Here is a 16162-nt window from a genome sequence, read left to right as displayed (position 1 = left end):
GCCCGCCGTGCCCGCGCCCGGCGCCCTCGCCGCCAAGGTCCGCACCCTCGCGCCCTCCATGACCCGCTCGATGCAGCGCGTCGCCGAGGCCGTCGCCGGGGACCCCGCGGGCTCCGCCGCGCTCACGGTCACCGGCCTCGCGGAGCGCACCGGCACCAGCGAGGCCACCGTCGTGCGCACCGCCCGCCTCCTCGGCTACCCGGGCTACCGCGACCTGCGGCTCGCCCTCGCCGCGCTCGCCGCCGAACAGGCGGCCGGCCGCGCCCCCGCCGTCACCGCCGACATCGCCGTCGACGACCCGCTGCCCGCCGTCGTCGCCAAGCTGGCCCAGGAGGAGGCCCAGTGCCTGGCGGACACGGCCGCGGCCCTCGACACCGCCCAGCTGGAGGCGGCGGTCGCCGCGCTCGCCGGCGCCCGGCGCATCGACGTGTACGGCATCGGCGCGTCCCACCTGGTCGGCCAGGACCTCGTCCAGAAGCTGCTCCGCATCGGCCTGATCGCCCACGCGCCCGCCGACCCGCACCTCGCCGTCACCAACGCCGTACAGCTGCGCGCGGGCGACGTGGCGGTCGCCATCACCCATTCGGGCCGGACCACCGACGTCATCGAGCCGCTACGGGTCGCCTTCGAGCACGGCGCGACGACGCTCGCGATCACCGGCCGCCCGGAGGGGGAGATCGCCCAGTACGCGGACCACGTGCTCACCACCTCCTCCGCCCGGGAGAGCGAGCTGCGGCCCGCTGCCATGTCCAGCCGCACCAGCCAGCTCCTCGTGGTGGACTGCCTGTTCATCGGCGTCGCCCAGCGGACGTACGAGACCGCGGCGCCGGCCCTGTCCGCCTCCTACGAAGCGCTCGCCCACCGCCACGCCCCCCGCTCCCAGCGCTGACCGAAGCCGGCCCGCCCGGCCCGCAAGGAAAGAGCCGTCCGCCCATGGCCTCTTCTGCTTCGTCATCCGCATCAGCTTCGTCATCCGCATCAGCCGCGGCCGCTTCGTCATCCGCATCAGCCGCCGCGTCCTCCGGCCGGCCCGCGCAGGAAGCCTCGTCCGGCGCACCGCAGGCGGGCGGCGCGCTCCGCGCCGAGCTCGCCGCGCTCACCACGGAGGCCTTCCGTCCCGAGCTCGCAGACATCGACCGGCTGCCCACCCTCGACATCGCGCGGATCATGAACGGTGAGGACGCCGGCGTCGCCGCCGCCGTCGCCGCGCGGCTGCCCGAGATCGCCGCGGCCGTCGACGCGACCGCCGCCCGGATGGCCCGCGGCGGGCGGCTCGTCTACGCGGGCGCGGGCACCGCCGGCCGCCTCGGGGTGCTGGACGCGAGCGAGTGCCCGCCCACCTTCAACACCGATCCCTCGCAGGTCGTCGGCGTGATCGCGGGCGGCGCCGCGGCGCTCGTCACGGCCGTCGAGGGGGCGGAGGACAGCAAGGAGCTGGCCGCGGGCGACCTCGCCGCGCTCGGCGTCGGCCCGGCCGACACGGTCGTCGGCATCTCCGCCTCCGGCCGCACCCCGTACGCGATCGGGGCCGTCGAGCACGCCCGCGCGGCCGGGGCGCTGACGATCGGGGTGGCCTGCAACGCCGGTTCGGCGCTCGGCCGGGCCGCCGAGCACGCCGTCGAGGTCGTCGTCGGGCCCGAACTGCTCACGGGCTCCACCCGGCTGAAGGCGGGCACCGCCCAGAAGCTCGTCCTCAACATGCTCTCGACGATCACCATGATCCGGCTCGGCAAGACGTACGGGAACCTGATGGTCGACGTGCGGGCCACCAACGAGAAGCTGCGCGCCCGCTCCCGGCACATCGTCGCCCTGGCCACGGGCGCCGGCGAGCGCGAGACGGAGGCCGCCCTGGCGGAGACCGGCGGCGAGGTGAAGAACGCGATCCTCGTGGTCCTCGGCGGCGTCGACGGCCGCACGGCCGCCCGCCTCCTCGACGAGTCCGGAGGCCATCTGCGGACGGCGCTCAGAACGGCGCAGGGGTAACCGCGCCATGGCGCTGGGCGCACCGGACGCGTCGTGCGCGCCGGACGACGGCCCGCAGGGGATGGCCGGGCTCCTCCTCCCCCTCCTCGGCGGCGCCGGCAACCTCACGTCCGTCACGAACTGCATGACCCGCCTGCGGGTGACCGTCCTGGACCCGCCGGCCGTCCGGCGCGCCGAACTCCGGGCCCTGCCGGGGGTCCTGGGCGTCGTCGAGGACGGCGCGGCCCTGCAGATCGTGCTCGGCCCGGGCGCGGTGGCCAAGGTCGCGCCGGAGCTCGCGCGGCATCTTGAGCCCGTCAGCGCGCGGGCGCCGGCGGAGCCCGTCACCGCGCGGGCGCTGGCCGAGCGCGGCGCGGCGCTCCGGGCGGAGCGCAAGGCCCGCAACGCCACTCCGGTCAAAGAGTTCCTGCGCCGGATCGCGCAGGTCTTCGTCCCGCTGATCCCGGCGCTGATCGGCTGCGGCGTCGTGGCGGGCCTGGCCGGGCTGCTCGTCAACCTCCACCGGATGCCCGCCCTCGCCACGGCCCTGGCCGCGTGCGCGTCGGGCTTCATGTTCCTGATCGCCGTCTTCGTCGGCCACAACACGGCCAAGGAGTTCGGCGGCACTCCCGTCCTGGGCGGCGCCGTCGCGGCGGTCACCGTCTTCCCGGGCGTGGAGCGGGTGACCGCGTTCGGCGAGCGGCTCGCCCCCGGCCAGGGCGGCGTCCTCGGCGCGCTGGCCGCGGCCCTGCTCGCCACGCGCGTCGAACGCTGGTGCCGGCGCCGGGTGCCGGAGGCCCTCGACGTCCTGGTCACGCCGGCGGTGACGGTCCTGGTGGCGGGCCTGGTCACGCTGTACGGGCTGATGTACGCGGCGGGCGTGGCCGCCGCCGCCATCGGGCGCTTCGCCGACCGGCTGCTCACGGACGGCGGCGCGGCGGCGGGCTTCGTCCTGGGCGGGCTGTTCCTGCCCCTGGTGATGCTGGGCCTGCACCAGGCCCTCATCCCCGTCCACGCGACGCTCATCCAGCAGCAGGGCTACACGGTCCTCCTGCCGATCCTCGCGATGGCGGGCGCGGGCCAGGTGGGCGCGGCCCTCGCGGTCTACGCGCGGCTGCCGCGCAACGCCTCGGTGCGCAGGACGATCCGCTCCGCCCTCCCGGCCGGTCTCCTGGGCATCGGCGAGCCCCTGATCTACGGCGTCTCGCTCCCCCTGGGCCGCCCGTTCGTCACGGCGTGCGCGGGAGGGGCGTTCGGCGGGGGCTTCGTGGGACTGCTGGCCCAGCTGGGCGACAAGGTCGGCTCGACCGCCATCGGCCCGTCCGGCTGGGCCCTCTTCCCCCTCCTGAAGGGCTCCCGCGGCCTGGGCACGACGGCGGCGGTCTACGGGGCGGGGCTGCTGGTGGGTTACGCGGCCGGCTTCGTCATCACGTACGCGTTCGGCCTGAGCAGACGCTCTCTGGCGGAGCTGAACGCGGGGCTGAACACGGAGCCGAACGCGGAGCTGAACACCGAGCGGTCCGGCTGAGCCCGGGCACGTGAAGAGCCCGTCCGGCGCTTGAGGACACCGGTTAACGCCCGAGGGCGGCACCCCCAGAATCTGGAGGCACCGCCCTCGGGTGCGTACAGCGTCAGGACAAGTGATCCGGAAGGATCAGAAGTCCATGTCACCGCCCGGCATGCCGCCCGGAGCGGCCGCGGCGGCCTTCTCCGGCTTGTCGGCGATGACGGCCTCGGTGGTGAGGAAGAGCGCGGCGATGGACGCGGCGTTCTGCAGGGCGGAGCGGGTGACCTTCGCCGGGTCGATGATGCCCTCGGCGATCATGTCGACGTACTCGCCCGTGGCGGCGTTGAGGCCGTGGCCGACGGTCAGGTTGCGGACCTTCTCCACGACGACGCCGCCCTCGAGACCACCGTTGACGGCGATCTGCTTGAGCGGGGCCTCCAGGGCCAGCTTGACGGCGTTGGCACCGGTGGCCTCGTCGCCCTCGAGCTCCAGCTTCTCGAACACCTGGGAGGCCTGCAGCAGGGCCACGCCACCACCGGCGACGATGCCCTCCTCGACGGCCGCCTTCGCGTTGCGAACGGCGTCCTCGATGCGGTGCTTGCGCTCCTTGAGCTCGACCTCGGTCGCGGCACCGGCCTTGATGACGGCCACGCCGCCGGCCAGCTTCGCCAGGCGCTCCTGCAGCTTCTCGCGGTCGTAGTCGGAGTCGCTGTTCTCGATCTCGGCGCGGATCTGGTTGACGCGGCCCTGGACCTGGTCGCTGTCACCGGCACCGTCGACGATGGTCGTCTCGTCCTTGGTGATGACGACCTTGCGGGCGCGGCCGAGCAGGTCGAGACCGGCGCTCTCCAGCTTGAGGCCGACCTCCTCGGAGATGACCGTGCCACCGGTGAGGATGGCGATGTCGCCGAGCATGGCCTTGCGGCGGTCGCCGAAGCCCGGGGCCTTGACGGCGACGGACTTGAAGGTGCCGCGGATCTTGTTGACGACCAGGGTCGACAGGGCCTCGCCCTCGACGTCCTCGGCGATGATCAGCAGCGGCTTGCCCGACTGCATGACCTTCTCCAGCAGTGGGAGCAGGTCCTTGACCGAGGAGACCTTCGAGTTGACGATCAGGATGTACGGGTCGTCCAGGGACGCCTCCATACGCTCCATGTCGGTGGCGAAGTACGCCGAGATGTAGCCCTTGTCGAAGCGCATGCCCTCGGTGAGCTCGAGCTCCAGACCGAAGGTCTGGGACTCCTCGACCGTGATGACGCCTTCCTTGCCGACCTTGTCCATGGCCTCGGCGATGAGCTCGCCGATCTGGGTGTCGGCGGCGGAGATGGAGGCGGTGGAGGCGATCTGCTCCTTGGTCTCCACGTCCTTGGCCTGCTCGAGCAGCGCGCCGGAGACGGCCTCGACGGCCTTCTCGATGCCGCGCTTCAGCGCCATCGGGTTGGCACCCGCGGCGACGTTGCGCAGACCCTCGCGGACCAGCGCCTGGGCGAGGACGGTCGCGGTCGTCGTGCCGTCACCGGCGACGTCGTCCGTCTTCTTCGCGACCTCCTTGACCAGCTCGGCGCCGATCTTCTCGTACGGGTCCTCGAGCTCGATCTCCTTGGCGATGGAGACACCATCGTTGGTGATCGTGGGGGCGCCCCACTTCTTCTCGAGGACGACGTTGCGGCCCTTGGGGCCGAGGGTGACCTTGACGGCGTCGGCGAGCTGGTTCATCCCGCGCTCGAGACCGCGCCGTGCCTCCTCGTCGAACGCGATGATCTTGGCCATGTGAAGTGGTCCTCCCAGGACGGGGTGGAGACTGCTCCGGACCGCACCGGCGCCCGCGACGGACGGCCTGCGCGCCCCGCGGTTCCTTGCCCCGCTTGGCTCGCCGACCTCACCGACGGTCCAAATCTGTCACTCTCACTCGGAGAGTGCTAAGCCCAATGATTAGCACTCGACCACCCCGAGTGCAAGCGGTTCACTCTTCCCGCCCACCGCAAGTGGCAGGGGGGCACCTCCCAGCGGTAGCTGGGGGCGCAAGCGGTCGACACTCGGTACACCCGGAGGGGACACGCGCGGGCGGGGAGGGCAAAGGGGAGCCGTACCCACGCGGAGGTGCCCGCACACGCGCGAGGGGTCCGCACCTCAAGTGAGGTGCGGACCCCTCCGCAAACCGAGCGAGCCGGTGGTCGATGCGCTGCGTCAGGCCTGCTGCAGCTTCACCATGTCCGCCTGCGGCCCCTTCTGGCCCTGCGAGATCTCGAACTCGACCCGCTGACCCTCCTCGAGGGTGCGGTAACCGTCCATCTGGATCGCGCTGTAGTGGACGAATACATCCGCACCACCGTCGACCGCGATGAAGCCGTAGCCCTTCTCCGCGTTGAACCACTTGACGGTGCCCTGAGCCATGCCTAACTCCCCTATTACTGGCCCTTGCGCAGGACCGCACTTCGCGGACCCGGGTCAGACCTCACCCGCTGGCAGCCCAGTGGGTGTGCGCCGGAACGCGTCGACCGCGGCTGAATGTATCTGCACGGATGCCGTCTGCAACAGGTCACTCGGACGAGAATTCCGGGCATGGCCGATCGAGGGAAACGGCTGAACTCCGGGTATTTCAGGGCAAGTCGGGCCGGGTAAAACACAACCAACCCGGCATTTCGTGCACACACTTCGCGCACAACTTGACGGGTTCTCATATGCGTTCGGCACTGACGCCGGGCGGGGATCGCCCCAACTGTATCGCGCTCAACAGCCGGAATCGCCCCGTCCGCTTCTGCGGTCGGGGCGATTCCGGGGATGTCGTGCGGCAATAACGGAGGAACCCTGTGAAACCTCAGCCGCCGGCGACGGCAGGGATGACGGAGACGGCGGAGCCGTCGGGGGTGGGCGTCTGCAGCCCCTGCTCGAAGCGGACGTCGTCGTCGTTGACGTAGACGTTCACGAAGCGGCGCAGTTTGCCGGCGTCGTCGAGGACGCGGGCGGCGATGCCGGTGTGGTTGGCCTCAAGGTCGGCGATGACCTCGGAAAGGGTCGCGCCCTCGGCGGAGACCTCGGCCTTGCCGCCGGTGTAGGTGCGCAGGATGGTGGGGATGCGAACGGTGACGCTCATGGGTGTACTCGCCTTCAGGTGCGGAGAAGAAGAAGTGGTGAATGCCTGAGGTCAGCGGCCGGCGAGCCCCGCGGCGCGGAACGCCTCCAGCGACGGCCGGATCGTCGCCGTCGGCCCCGCCGCCACCGCGTCGAGCGTCTTGAGCCCGTCCCCGGTGTTGAGCACGACGGTCGTGAGGGAGGGGTCGAGGACCCCGTCCTCGATGAGCTTCTTCGTGACGCCCACCGTCACCCCGCCCGCCGTCTCCGCGAAGATCCCCTCCGTCCGGGCGAGCAGCCGGATCGCGTCCACGATCTGCTCGTCGGTGACGTCCTCCACCGCGCCGCCCGTCCGCCGCGCGATGTCCAGCACGTACGGCCCGTCCGCCGGGTTGCCGATGGCGAGCGACTTCGCGATCGTGTCCGGCTTCACCGGCCGTACGACGTCGTGCCCGTCCTTGAAGGCGCGGGAGACCGGTGAACACCCTTCCGCCTGCGCGCCGAAGATCTTGTACGGGCGGTCCTCGACCAGCCCGAGCGCGACGAGCTCCTTCAGCCCCTTGTCGATCTTCGTGAGCTGGGAGCCCGAGGCGATCGGCACGACGATCTGGTCCGGCAGCCGCCAGCCCAGCTGCTCGCAGATCTCATAGGCGAGCGTCTTCGAGCCCTCGCCGTAGTACGGACGGAGGTTGACGTTGACGAAGCCCCAGCCCTCGCCCAGCGGATCGCCGATCAGCTCGCTGCAGAAGCGGTTGACGTCGTCGTACGTGCCTTCGATGCCGACGAGGTCGCCGCCGTACACCGCGGCCATGACGACCTTCCCGGCCTCCAGGTCGTGCGGGATGAACACGCAGGACTTGAACCCGGCCCGGGCGGCCGCGGCCCCGACCGCGCCGGCCAGGTTGCCCGTGGACGAGCACGACAGCGTCGTGAAGCCGAAGGCGCGGGCGGCCTCGACGGCGATGGCGACGACCCGGTCCTTGAAGGAGTGCGTCGGGTTGCCGGAGTCGTCCTTGACGTACAGGCCGCCGGTCACGCCCAGTTCGCGGGCGAGGTTGTCGGCCCTGACGAGCTTGGTGAGGCCGGGGTTGAGGTTCGGCTTCTCCGCGACGCCTGCGGGGACGGGCAGCAGGGGGGCGTAGCGCCAGATGTTCGCGGGGCCGTCCTCGATCCGCTTCCTCAGGGCCTCGGAGTCGCCAGCGGGCAGTTCGTAAGCGACTTCGAGGGGGCCGAAGCACAGGGCGCAGGCGAAGATGGGACCGAGGCCGAAGCGCTCTCCGCACTCGCGGCAGGAGAGTGCCACGGCGGGTCCGAGGTCCACACAAGTGGTAGAGGGTTCAACAGACTGCACAGCCATGGAGGCGAGGCCCTTTCTCCTCATCTTCCTCGCGGCGTACGTCGCCACGAGACGGATTTGGCACCTTCCCCGCCGGGAGCCTCGCCGTGCGAACGATGTCGACGGGAGACCGGCTGGAGGGTTGCCGGGGCTTCAACGGGCCGTGTCCCTCTGCCCCTCTGGATGAGCGGTATGGCGCTGGGCGGGGCCCAGGCGTTTGTGGCACGCGCGACCCCGACATAGGACGGCGGTCCGCGTTGTTCAAGACTGTAACGGAACCGATGGCTCGTTGAGAGGGCCGTCCGCACCGCGAGATGCGTCACAACGCACCACAACGAGGAGTCGTACACGTGCTGGAAGAGGTGGAGCGCTGGCTGGCCGAGCGGTCCTGGTCCGCTGCTGATCGTCCGCTCGACGTGCTTCTGGCCGCCAAACGGGACTCGGGCACCACGGTGAGCGTGGTCCTGCCGGCGCTGAACGAGGAGCCGACGGTCGGCGCCATCGTGGAGGTGATCCGCCGCGAGCTGATGTCGGAGGCGGTGCCGCTCGTCGACGAGCTGGTGGTGATCGACTCGGGCTCCACGGACCGCACGTCCGAGGTGGCCGCGGCGGCCGGGGCCCGGGTGGTCCACCGCGACGAGCTGCTGCCGGCCCTGCCCGCGCTGCCGGGCAAGGGCGAGGTGCTGTGGCGCTCGCTGCTGGCGACGAGCGGTGACGTCGTGTGCTTCGTGGACGCCGACCTGCGCGAGTTCTCGGCGGACTTCGTGTCCGGGATCGTGGGGCCGCTGCTGACCGATCCGGGCGTGCAGTTCGTCAAGGCGATGTACGACCGGCCGCTCGGCGCGGAGTTCGACGTGCCCGGCTCCGCCGGGACCGCCGGGCAGGGCGGCCGGGTGACCGAGCTCGTGGCCCGCCCCCTGCTGAACCTGCACTGGCCGCAGCTGGCCGGTTTCGTACAGCCGCTGGGCGGCGAGTACGCGGCCCGCCGGTCCCTGCTCGAACGGCTGCCGTTCCCCGTCGGCTACGGCGTGGAACTGGGCCTTCTGGTGGATGCGCTGCACACGGTGGGGCTGGACGCGCTGGCCCAGGTGGACGTGGGCGTGCGCAAGCACCGCCACCAGGACGGGCAGGCGCTCGGCCGGATGGCCGCCGCGATCTACCGCACCGCGCAGCTCCGGCTGGCCCGCGGACACCTGGTGCGACCTGCGCTCACGCAGTTCGAGCGGGGCCCGGAAGGGTTCGTTCCAAGGACGTACGCGGTGGACACGGAGGAGCGGCCGCCGATGGCCGGAATACCCGAGTACGCGAAGCGGCACGCCGCGTAAGCGTACGTTTGAGCGGTTCTCCCCGGGGCAAGGCTGGGCACATGGTCGCTGAGCACGTGCCCACCGCATCGATCGCCGCCGCCGCACCGATCGTGGTCGCCTCCAACCGCGGCCCGGTCTCGTACCGGCGCGGGGCGGACGGCAGCCTCGTGGCCGGGCGGGGCGGCGGAGGGCTCGTCTCCGGGCTGAGCTCGATAGAGCGCGAGGCCGGAGCCGTGTGGGTGTGCGCCGCGCTCGGCGACGACGACCGCGAGGCGGCCCGCGCGGCCGGCCGAAGACTCGACCCGGGCGACACCGGCGGGCACCGCGTGCGAATGCTGGACATCCCGCCCGGGACGTTCGCCGCCGCGTACAACGGCATCGCCAATTCGGTGCTGTGGTTCGTGCACCACATGCTCTACCAGACCCCTCTGGAGCCCGTCTTCGACAAGGCGTTCCGGGAGCAGTGGGCGGCCTACGAGGCGTACAACGCGGCCTTCGCCGACGCCGTCGCCGAGGAGGCCGCGGAGGGCGCCGCGGTGCTCGTGCAGGACTACCACCTGGTGCTCGTGCCGGGCCTGCTCCGGGCGCGCCGCCCCGACCTGCGCATCGGCCACTTCTCGCACACCCCGTGGGCCCCGCCGGACTACTTCCGGATGCTGCCGGACGACGTGGCCGGGCAGCTGCTGCGCGGCGTGCTCGGCGGCGACCGGGCCGCCTTCCTGACCTCGCGCTGGGCCGAGGCCTTCGCCGCGTGCTGCGCGGACGTGCTGGGCGCGGAGGTCGTCCGCGACGGCGAGGGGCGGGCGGCCGAGGTGCGGTTCGAGGGCCGGGCGACGCGGCTGGGCGTGCACGGCCTCGGGGCCGACGGGGACTTCCTGCGCGAGCGGGCGCACCGGGCGGACGTCGAGGAGCGCATGGCGGCGCTGCGGGCGCAGATCGGCCCGGACCGCAGGACGATCGTGCGCGTGGACCGCACGGAGCTGTCGAAGAACATCGTGCGGGGGCTGCACGCGTACCGGCGGCTGCTGGAGGAGCACCCGCAGTGGCGCGGCAGGGTCGTGCACGTCGCGTTCGCCTATCCGTCGCGGCAGGACCTCGCCGTCTACCGCGACTACACCGCCGAGGTGGAGCGGGTCGCCCGAGAGATCAACTCCGCGTTCGGCACGGAGGGCTGGGAGCCGGTCGCCCTGCACGTCAAGGACGACTTCGCGCGCTCGCTGGCCGCGTACCGGATCGCGGACGTGGCCCTGGTGAACCCCATCCGCGACGGGATGAACCTGGTGGCCAAGGAGGTTCCGGTGGTCTCCGACCACGGGTGTGCGCTGGTGCTGTCGCGGGAGGCGGGCGCTGCGGCCGAGCTGGGCGACGAGGCGATCCTGGTGAATCCGTACGACGTGGAGGCCACGGCGCGCGCGCTGCACCTGGCGCTGCTGATGGACCCCGGGGAGCGGGCGGAGCGCACGAAGCGGCTGGCCGCGGCGGCGACGGCGCTGCCGCCGGCGCGCTGGTTCACGGACCAGCTGCGGGCGCTGTAGCCCTCCCGGCCCCCACCGGCCTCCGCTTTTTCGCACCGGTCTCCCGGTTTCCGCGCCGGAGCCCGGACCGTACGCCCCCGGCCGCGGTCCGAGCGGCCGGCGCTTCAGCGCCCCTGGCTGCCCGCATCCGGGCCCGGGTAGCCAGGATCCATGTCAAATGTCCCACGTTGGGCTGTACTTGCCGCGGCGTGCGCCGCTGTCGTGGCCGCCCTCGGCGGCTGCTCCTCGGACTCCTCCAAGAGCGACGACGCCAAGAAACCGGCGTCAGCGAAACCGTCGGGGGGCGCCTCGTCCGGGGGCGCGGCGTCCGGTACGCCGTCGGGCCCGTCGTCCGGCAAGCCGCCCTCCGGTTCCTCCGTCCCCGCCGACGGTCCGATACCCGCGGGCCCCGGGCCGCAGCCGTCCTACACCGTCCAGCAGCAGCCCGCCGCCGGCAGCTGCCACTACCGCTTCACCCCGGCCAAGGAACCGCTCCCCGACCCCGCGTGCACGCCGGGCGCGACCAACCCCAAGGTCACCCAGGCCACGCTCAAGACGACGATCTGCCGCAGCGGCTACACCGCCGGCATCCGGCCGCCCACGAACATCACCAGCCGCGAGAAGAGCGCCAACGCCGCCTCGTACGGCTACAAGGGGTCGCTGCGCGAGGCCGAGTACGACCACCTGATCAGCCTGCAGCTCGGGGGCGACCCCAACGACCCGCGCAACCTGTGGGTGGAGCCGCCCTCGCCCGGCCACCAGGACGGCAAGGGGCCGAACAACCCGAAGGACGTGGTCGAGACCAAGCTCAAGAACGCCATCTGCAACGGCAAGACGGACCTGGTCAAGGCCCAGAAGGCCATCGCGCGCGACTGGACGACGGCGCTGGACGCCGTCGGCGTCACGGACAAGGGGGCGAAGGGCGAGACGGTGGCCGACCCGGACGACAACGGCTGAGCCGGGCCGGCGACAACGGCTGAGCGGGACCGACGACTACGGCTGAACGGGTCCGGGTTCAGGCGTCGCCGAGGCGGTCGGCGAGGGCGGTCAGCAGTTCCACGACGCCGCCCGGCCCGCCGACCACGACATCGGCACGGTCGGCGAGCTCGGCGACCTCGGAGCTGCCGCTGCACACCAGCAGCCCCGGCAGCCCCTCGGAGCGCAGTTTCTCCACGGCTGCGAAGGCGGCGAGGTCGCCGAGGTCGTCCCCCGCGTAGAGGATCGAGCGCGCGCCGCTCTCGCGCACGTACGAGGTGAGGGCGGCGCCCTTGTCGACGCCCGGCGGGCGCAGCTCCAGCACCAGCCGGCCGGGCTCGACGATCAGTCCGTGCCGGTCGGCGAGCGCGTGCAGCGGTCCGCGCAGGGCGTCGAACGCGTCCTGCGGGTGGGGGGCCCGCCGGGTGTGCACGGCGACGGCGCGGCCCTTGTCCTCGATCCAGGTGCCCCGGCCCGCGCCCGAGCCGGCCAGGATCCCCGGCAGCTCCGTCCGGGCGGCCGCGACGCCGGGGGGCGGGGCGTCGGCGGTCACGGTGTCGGCCACGGCGTCCCAGCGCTCGGCGCCGTAGTGGCCGAGGACCACGAGCCGCTCCAGGCCGGCGACCCCGGCGAAGCCGCCGTGGTGGACGGCGACGGCGGCCGGGCGGCCGGTGATCACGGCGACGGACCCGAGCCGCGGGGCGAGCCGGGCCAGCGCGGCCACGGCGCCGGGGTGGGCCCGGGCCTGCTCGGGGTCGGGGACGATCTCGGCGAGCGTCCCGTCGAAGTCGAGCGCGACAACCGCGCGTTGCGGATCGGCCAGGAGGGCGGCGAGACCGTCGCGGCCGGCGGGGGTGGAGGGGACGGGGAGGGAGTGGCTGCCCATGGGGCCGACCCTACTCGGCGGGACCCTCCCGCTACCGGCGTTCGCGCCGGGCGTCCCGGATGCGTCGCAGCCGGTTCACGGTGACGGGGTCGTGGGCGAGGGCCCGCGCGTCGTCCAGGAGGGCGCCCAGCAGCTGGTAGTAGCGGGTCGGGGTCATCCCCAGGCGCTCGCGGACAGCGCGTTCCTTGGCGCCGGGCCCGGAGAAGGACCGGCGCTCCAGGGCGAGCACGGCGAGGTCCAGCTCGGAGAGCTCGCGCCCGGAGGCGGCCCCCTCGGGGTGCTCCCCTTCGGAGGGCTCGCCGTGCTGTTCGTCGCTCACGCCGCCCAGCCTACTTTCCGGCGCCGGCCAGCTCCGTGGCGTCGGCCTCGCGCTGGATCTCGCCCAGGACGCTCGCGGGGTCGCCGCCCTTGGTGACGACCGAGCCGATCTTCTCCTTGAGGGCCTTGCTGACCTTCGCCCAGGACGTCTTGTCGACGGGGTAGAAGACGGCGTTGTCGAGCTGCTCCAGGAACGGCTTCAGGTGCGCCTTGCTGCTGTCGGCGCGCATCTTGTCGGAGGCGCTGCTGGTCACCGGCAGCAGGTCGTACTGGTTGGTGAAGTTCAGGACGTTCTTGGTGCTGTAGACGAAGTCGAGGAAGAGGCCGACCTCCTCGCGGTGGCCGCCCGCCTTGAACGCCATGATCCAGTCGGCGACGCCCATGGTCGCCTTGGCCTTGCCCGACTTGCCCGGCAGCGGGGCCGTCCCGTACTTGATGCCCGCGGCGTCGGCCTGCTTCATCAGCGTCGGGTGGCCGTTGAGCATGCCGACCTGGCCCTTGCAGAAGGCGTCGAAGACCTCCTGGCGGTTGGTGCGGGCGGGATCACCGGGGCCGGTGAGGCCCTTGCCGACGAGCTCGTCGCGCAGCCACTTGAAGGTGTCGACGTTGTCGTCGGAGTTGATCGTGTACGTGCCGTCGTGGTCGGTGTAGCCGCTGCCGCCGCTGAGCATCCACAGCAGGGTCTCGGCGGGCGCCTCCTCCGGGCCGAGCGGCAGCCCGTACGGGATCTTGACCCCCGCGGTCTGGAGCTTCTTGGCCGCGGCCTGCAGCTCGTCCCAGCTCTCGGGGGCCTTGGCTATGCCGGCCTTCGTGAAGAGGGACTTGTTGTAGAAGAGCATGCGGGTGCTGGAGACGAACGGCAGGCCGTACTGCACGCGGGCCACCTCGCCCGCGCGGGCGATGGAGGGGATGATGTCGGCCTGGGTGGGGATCTTCAGCAGCTGGTCGGCGCTGTAGAGCTTGCCGGAGGCGGCGAAGTCGGCGTAGGCGCCGATCTGCGCGACGTCCGGGGCCTTGCCGGCCGCGACCATGTCGGCGACCTTCTTGTCGACCTCGGTCCAGCTGAGGACGGTGGCCTCGACCTTGACGCCCTTGTTCTGGGCCTCGAAGGCGCGGGCGAGGGCGTCCCAGTAGTTCTGGGAGTGGTTCGCCGCCTTGTCGCCGTAGTCGGCCGCGACGACGCGCAGCGTCTTGCTGCCCGAGCCGCCGTCGCTGCCGCACGCCGTCAGTGCGGGCGCCAACGCCGCCGTGGCGGCACCTGCCGCCGTCAGACCCAAGAACCGCCGCCGCTGCACTACTGCTTCCCACCTTCGGGGTTTGTTTGGAGACCGTGAGTTTCCCCCGCGGGCCACCATACGTTCCAGCCGGTTCCGGTTTCGCTTCGGTATCGCTCTTCCCGCGGCCGGCGGGGGCTGCTAAGCACGGGGATCACACGGAGATCACCGGTGTAAGGAGACGAAAGCGCATGTCCGAGCCCTCTCTCACCTCTCTGGAGATCACTACGCAGCCCGTCTGCTGGCGGCGGGCGGCCGAGGCCGCGGCGAGTGCGGCCGGCCTGCCGAGGCCGGGGGAACGGGTGGCCGTGACCGGCTGCGGCACGTCGTGGTTCATGGCGCAGGCGTACGCGGCGCTGCGGGAGGCCTCCGGCCAGGGCGAGACGGACGCGTTCCCGGCGTCGGAGTTCCCGGTGTCGCGCACGTACGACCGGCTGGTGGTGATCACCCGCTCCGGGACGACGACGGAGGTCCTCGACCTGATCGCGGAGGTGCGCGAGCGGTGGGAGGTGCTCGCGGTGACCGCGGACGCGGCGTCGCCGGTGGTGCGGGCGGCCGACGAGGCGGCGGTCCTGGCCTGGGCGGACGAGGAGTCGGTCGTCCAGACGCGGTTCGCGACGACGGCGCTGGCGTTCCTGCGGGCGGGCCTGGAGCTCACCGGCCGGCTGCCGGAGGGCGTGAAGCGGCTCGCGGAGGCGGCGGCGGACGCGGAGACGGCGGTGATCGAGCCGCTGCCGCGGGCGGTGCTGTCCGCGGAGCAGTGGACGTTCCTGGGCGGCGGCTGGGCGTACGGGCTCGCGCAGGAGGCGGCGCTGAAGATGCGTGAGGCGGCGGGGGCGTGGACGGAGTCGTACCCGGCCATGGAGTACCGCCACGGCCCGGTGTCGATCACGGGCCCGGGCCGCGCGGCCTGGATCCTGGGCGCCGCGCCGGAGGGTCTGGAGGCGGACGTCTCGCGCACGGGCGGCGTTCTGGTGTCGGACGGCGGGCGCCTGGACCCGATGGCGGACCTGATCCGCGCCCAGCGCCTGGCGGTGGCGGTGGCGGAGTCCCGAGGCCTGAACCCGGACGCTCCTAAGGGGCTGACGCGGAGCGTGATCTTGAACGGCTAGCGCCGTTCCGCCGCGGCGGATCCGTGAGCACGAGCGCCCAACCCGCCGGAGACCCGCCTCTTCCCTCCGCCGCGGCGGATCCGTGCGCGCGACCGCACCCTCGCCACGCCGGGCCGGCACTCCACCCGCCGCAACGGCGCGCAACCACACCGCCGCGGCATCCGGCGGTGCCGAACCGACCCGAAGCACGTACGGCACGGCACCGCCGGCCACGCCCGTGGAGGCTGAGCACCGCCGCGGCGGGCCGAGCCTCCCGTGACCCCGGCAGGCCGCCGCCCCGGGGCACCCGCCGGGAAACACCCACCCACGGGTGAGTGGACTAGACCTTTCGACCGCGGACACGCGACACTGTCCCCGTGAGACACGTCATCGCGCTCGACGTCGGCGGCACCGCCATCAAGGCCGCCCTGATCGGCCCGGACCACGAGCTGCTGCACGAAGCCCGGCGGCCCACGGGCCGCGAGCAGGGGCCGGAGGCCGTGGTGGCCGGGATCCTGGAGTTCGCCGCCGAGCTCGCCGCCGCCGGCGAGGCCGCCTACGGGGAGCCCGCGGCCGCCGCGGGCCTCGCCGTGCCCGGCATCGTCGACGCCGCCGCCGGCACCGCCGTCTACGCCGCCAACCTCGGCTGGCGCGACGTCCCGCTGCGCGACCTGCTGAGCCGCCGCCTCGGAGGCACCCCCGTGGCCCTCGGCCACGACGTCCGCACGGGCGGCCTCGCCGAGGGCCGCCTCGGCGCCGGCGAGGGCGCGGACCGCTTCCTGTTCGTCGCCCTCGGCACCGGCATCGCCGGAGCCATCGGCATCGACGGCCGCATCGAGGCCGGCGCCCACGGCTGCGCGGGCGAGATCGGCCACATCGCCGTGCGTCCCGGCCCGGCCGGCCGGCCGTGCGGCTGCGGC

Annotated in this window: 15 protein-coding genes and 1 riboswitch; of the genes, 8 read left to right on the top strand and 7 right to left on the bottom strand. The window is 72.9% G+C overall.

Going from position 1 to position 16162, the window contains the following annotated elements; translation table 11 throughout:
* From B7P34_RS30825 to B7P34_RS30815, 3 genes are all read left to right on the top strand, one after another.
* On the top strand, positions 1-889 hold an 889-nt coding region (locus B7P34_RS30825), incomplete at its 5' end, for a MurR/RpiR family transcriptional regulator (RefSeq protein ID WP_353620281.1).
* Between the two features lie 44 nt (positions 890-933).
* Positions 934-1983 carry an N-acetylmuramic acid 6-phosphate etherase gene (gene murQ / locus B7P34_RS30820; protein WP_106681485.1) on the top strand — a complete coding sequence of 350 codons (1050 nt, stop codon included), beginning with the start codon at positions 934-936 and terminating at the stop codon, positions 1981-1983.
* Positions 1984-1990: 7 nt separating this feature from the next.
* Complete coding sequence (locus B7P34_RS30815) at positions 1991-3490, top strand: PTS transporter subunit EIIC (RefSeq protein ID WP_223268403.1); 1500 nt, start codon at positions 1991-1993, stop codon at positions 3488-3490.
* A gap of 126 nt (positions 3491-3616) precedes the next feature.
* Here B7P34_RS30815 and groL read toward each other — a convergent pair whose 3' ends face one another.
* The 4 genes from groL to thrC form a co-directional block, all read right to left on the bottom strand.
* On the bottom strand, positions 3617-5239 hold the full coding sequence (gene groL, locus B7P34_RS30810; protein ID WP_106681484.1) for a chaperonin GroEL: 1623 nt from the start codon (positions 5237-5239) through the stop codon (positions 3617-3619).
* A gap of 417 nt (positions 5240-5656) precedes the next feature.
* Positions 5657-5863: a cold-shock protein gene (locus B7P34_RS30805; RefSeq protein ID WP_106681483.1), complete on the bottom strand. Its 207-nt coding sequence runs from the start codon at positions 5861-5863 to the stop codon at positions 5657-5659.
* A 424-nt stretch (positions 5864-6287) separates the two neighbouring features.
* Positions 6288-6563, bottom strand: coding sequence for a MoaD/ThiS family protein (locus tag B7P34_RS30800; protein WP_106681482.1), 276 nt, complete (start codon positions 6561-6563; stop codon positions 6288-6290).
* A 51-nt stretch (positions 6564-6614) separates the two neighbouring features.
* Entirely contained in the window at positions 6615-7898 is a 1284-nt protein-coding gene (gene thrC, locus B7P34_RS30795; protein WP_189383195.1) for a threonine synthase, read from the bottom strand.
* A 17-nt stretch (positions 7899-7915) separates the two neighbouring features.
* A riboswitch (SAM riboswitch) is annotated at positions 7916-8067 on the bottom strand.
* A gap of 160 nt (positions 8068-8227) precedes the next feature.
* Here thrC and B7P34_RS30790 point away from each other — a divergent pair.
* From B7P34_RS30790 to B7P34_RS30780, 3 genes are all read left to right on the top strand, one after another.
* Positions 8228-9202 carry a glucosyl-3-phosphoglycerate synthase gene (locus B7P34_RS30790; protein WP_106681480.1) on the top strand — a complete coding sequence of 325 codons (975 nt, stop codon included), beginning with the start codon at positions 8228-8230 and terminating at the stop codon, positions 9200-9202.
* 41 nt (positions 9203-9243) lie between these two features.
* Positions 9244-10719: an alpha,alpha-trehalose-phosphate synthase (UDP-forming) gene (locus B7P34_RS30785; protein ID WP_106681479.1), complete on the top strand. Its 1476-nt coding sequence runs from the start codon at positions 9244-9246 to the stop codon at positions 10717-10719.
* Between the two features lie 201 nt (positions 10720-10920).
* Positions 10921-11655, top strand: a complete 735-nt coding sequence (locus B7P34_RS30780) for a hypothetical protein (RefSeq protein ID WP_223268402.1) — start codon at positions 10921-10923, stop codon at positions 11653-11655.
* 58 nt (positions 11656-11713) lie between these two features.
* On the opposite strand, the gene otsB is transcribed toward B7P34_RS30780, so the two are convergent.
* Genes otsB through B7P34_RS30765 form a run of 3 tightly spaced genes read right to left on the bottom strand, consistent with a single transcriptional unit; the run spans position 11714 to position 14118 of the window.
* Positions 11714-12559 carry a trehalose-phosphatase gene (gene otsB / locus B7P34_RS30775; protein WP_106681477.1) on the bottom strand — a complete coding sequence of 282 codons (846 nt, stop codon included), beginning with the start codon at positions 12557-12559 and terminating at the stop codon, positions 11714-11716.
* Positions 12560-12590: 31 nt separating this feature from the next.
* On the bottom strand, positions 12591-12878 hold the full coding sequence (locus B7P34_RS30770; protein WP_106681476.1) for a DUF3263 domain-containing protein: 288 nt from the start codon (positions 12876-12878) through the stop codon (positions 12591-12593).
* Positions 12879-12888: 10 nt separating this feature from the next.
* Positions 12889-14118 (bottom strand): extracellular solute-binding protein, encoded by a 1230-nt coding sequence (locus tag B7P34_RS30765; protein ID WP_223268401.1) that lies wholly within the window; start codon positions 14116-14118, stop codon positions 12889-12891.
* A gap of 224 nt (positions 14119-14342) precedes the next feature.
* On the opposite strand from B7P34_RS30765, the gene B7P34_RS30760 reads away from it, so the two are divergent.
* Positions 14343-15263 carry an SIS domain-containing protein gene (locus B7P34_RS30760; RefSeq protein WP_106681474.1) on the top strand — a complete coding sequence of 307 codons (921 nt, stop codon included), beginning with the start codon at positions 14343-14345 and terminating at the stop codon, positions 15261-15263.
* 356 nt (positions 15264-15619) lie between these two features.
* Positions 15620-16162: ROK family protein (locus B7P34_RS30755; RefSeq protein WP_146166975.1), on the top strand; the 543-nt coding region annotated here is incomplete at its 3' end.

The sequence above is a fragment of the Streptosporangium nondiastaticum genome (assembly GCF_003011965.1).
GTDB classification, from domain to species: domain Bacteria; phylum Actinomycetota; class Actinomycetes; order Streptomycetales; family Streptomycetaceae; genus Streptomyces; species Streptomyces nondiastaticus.
Note: the sequence above shows the minus strand (reverse complement) of the source record. Positions and strands in the feature narration are given on the sequence as shown.

What these genes read in the sequence shown, in the direction of transcription:
- B7P34_RS30760 (WP_106681474.1), top strand. Translation starts at nt 14,343, where the DNA reads ATGTCCGAGCCCTCTCTCACCTCTCTGGAGATCACTACGCAGCCCGTC.
- B7P34_RS30815 (WP_223268403.1), top strand. Translation starts at nt 1,991, where the DNA reads ATGGCGCTGGGCGCACCGGACGCGTCGTGCGCGCCGGACGACGGCCCG.
- B7P34_RS30800 (WP_106681482.1), bottom strand. Translation starts at nt 6,563, where the DNA reads ATGAGCGTCACCGTTCGCATCCCCACCATCCTGCGCACCTACACCGGC.
- otsB (WP_106681477.1), bottom strand. Translation starts at nt 12,559, where the DNA reads ATGGGCAGCCACTCCCTCCCCGTCCCCTCCACCCCCGCCGGCCGCGAC.
- thrC (WP_189383195.1), bottom strand. Translation starts at nt 7,898, where the DNA reads ATGGCTGTGCAGTCTGTTGAACCCTCTACCACTTGTGTGGACCTCGGA.
- groL (WP_106681484.1), bottom strand. Translation starts at nt 5,239, where the DNA reads ATGGCCAAGATCATCGCGTTCGACGAGGAGGCACGGCGCGGTCTCGAG.
- B7P34_RS30785 (WP_106681479.1), top strand. Translation starts at nt 9,244, where the DNA reads ATGGTCGCTGAGCACGTGCCCACCGCATCGATCGCCGCCGCCGCACCG.
- B7P34_RS30805 (WP_106681483.1), bottom strand. Translation starts at nt 5,863, where the DNA reads ATGGCTCAGGGCACCGTCAAGTGGTTCAACGCGGAGAAGGGCTACGGC.
- murQ (WP_106681485.1), top strand. Translation starts at nt 934, where the DNA reads ATGGCCTCTTCTGCTTCGTCATCCGCATCAGCTTCGTCATCCGCATCA.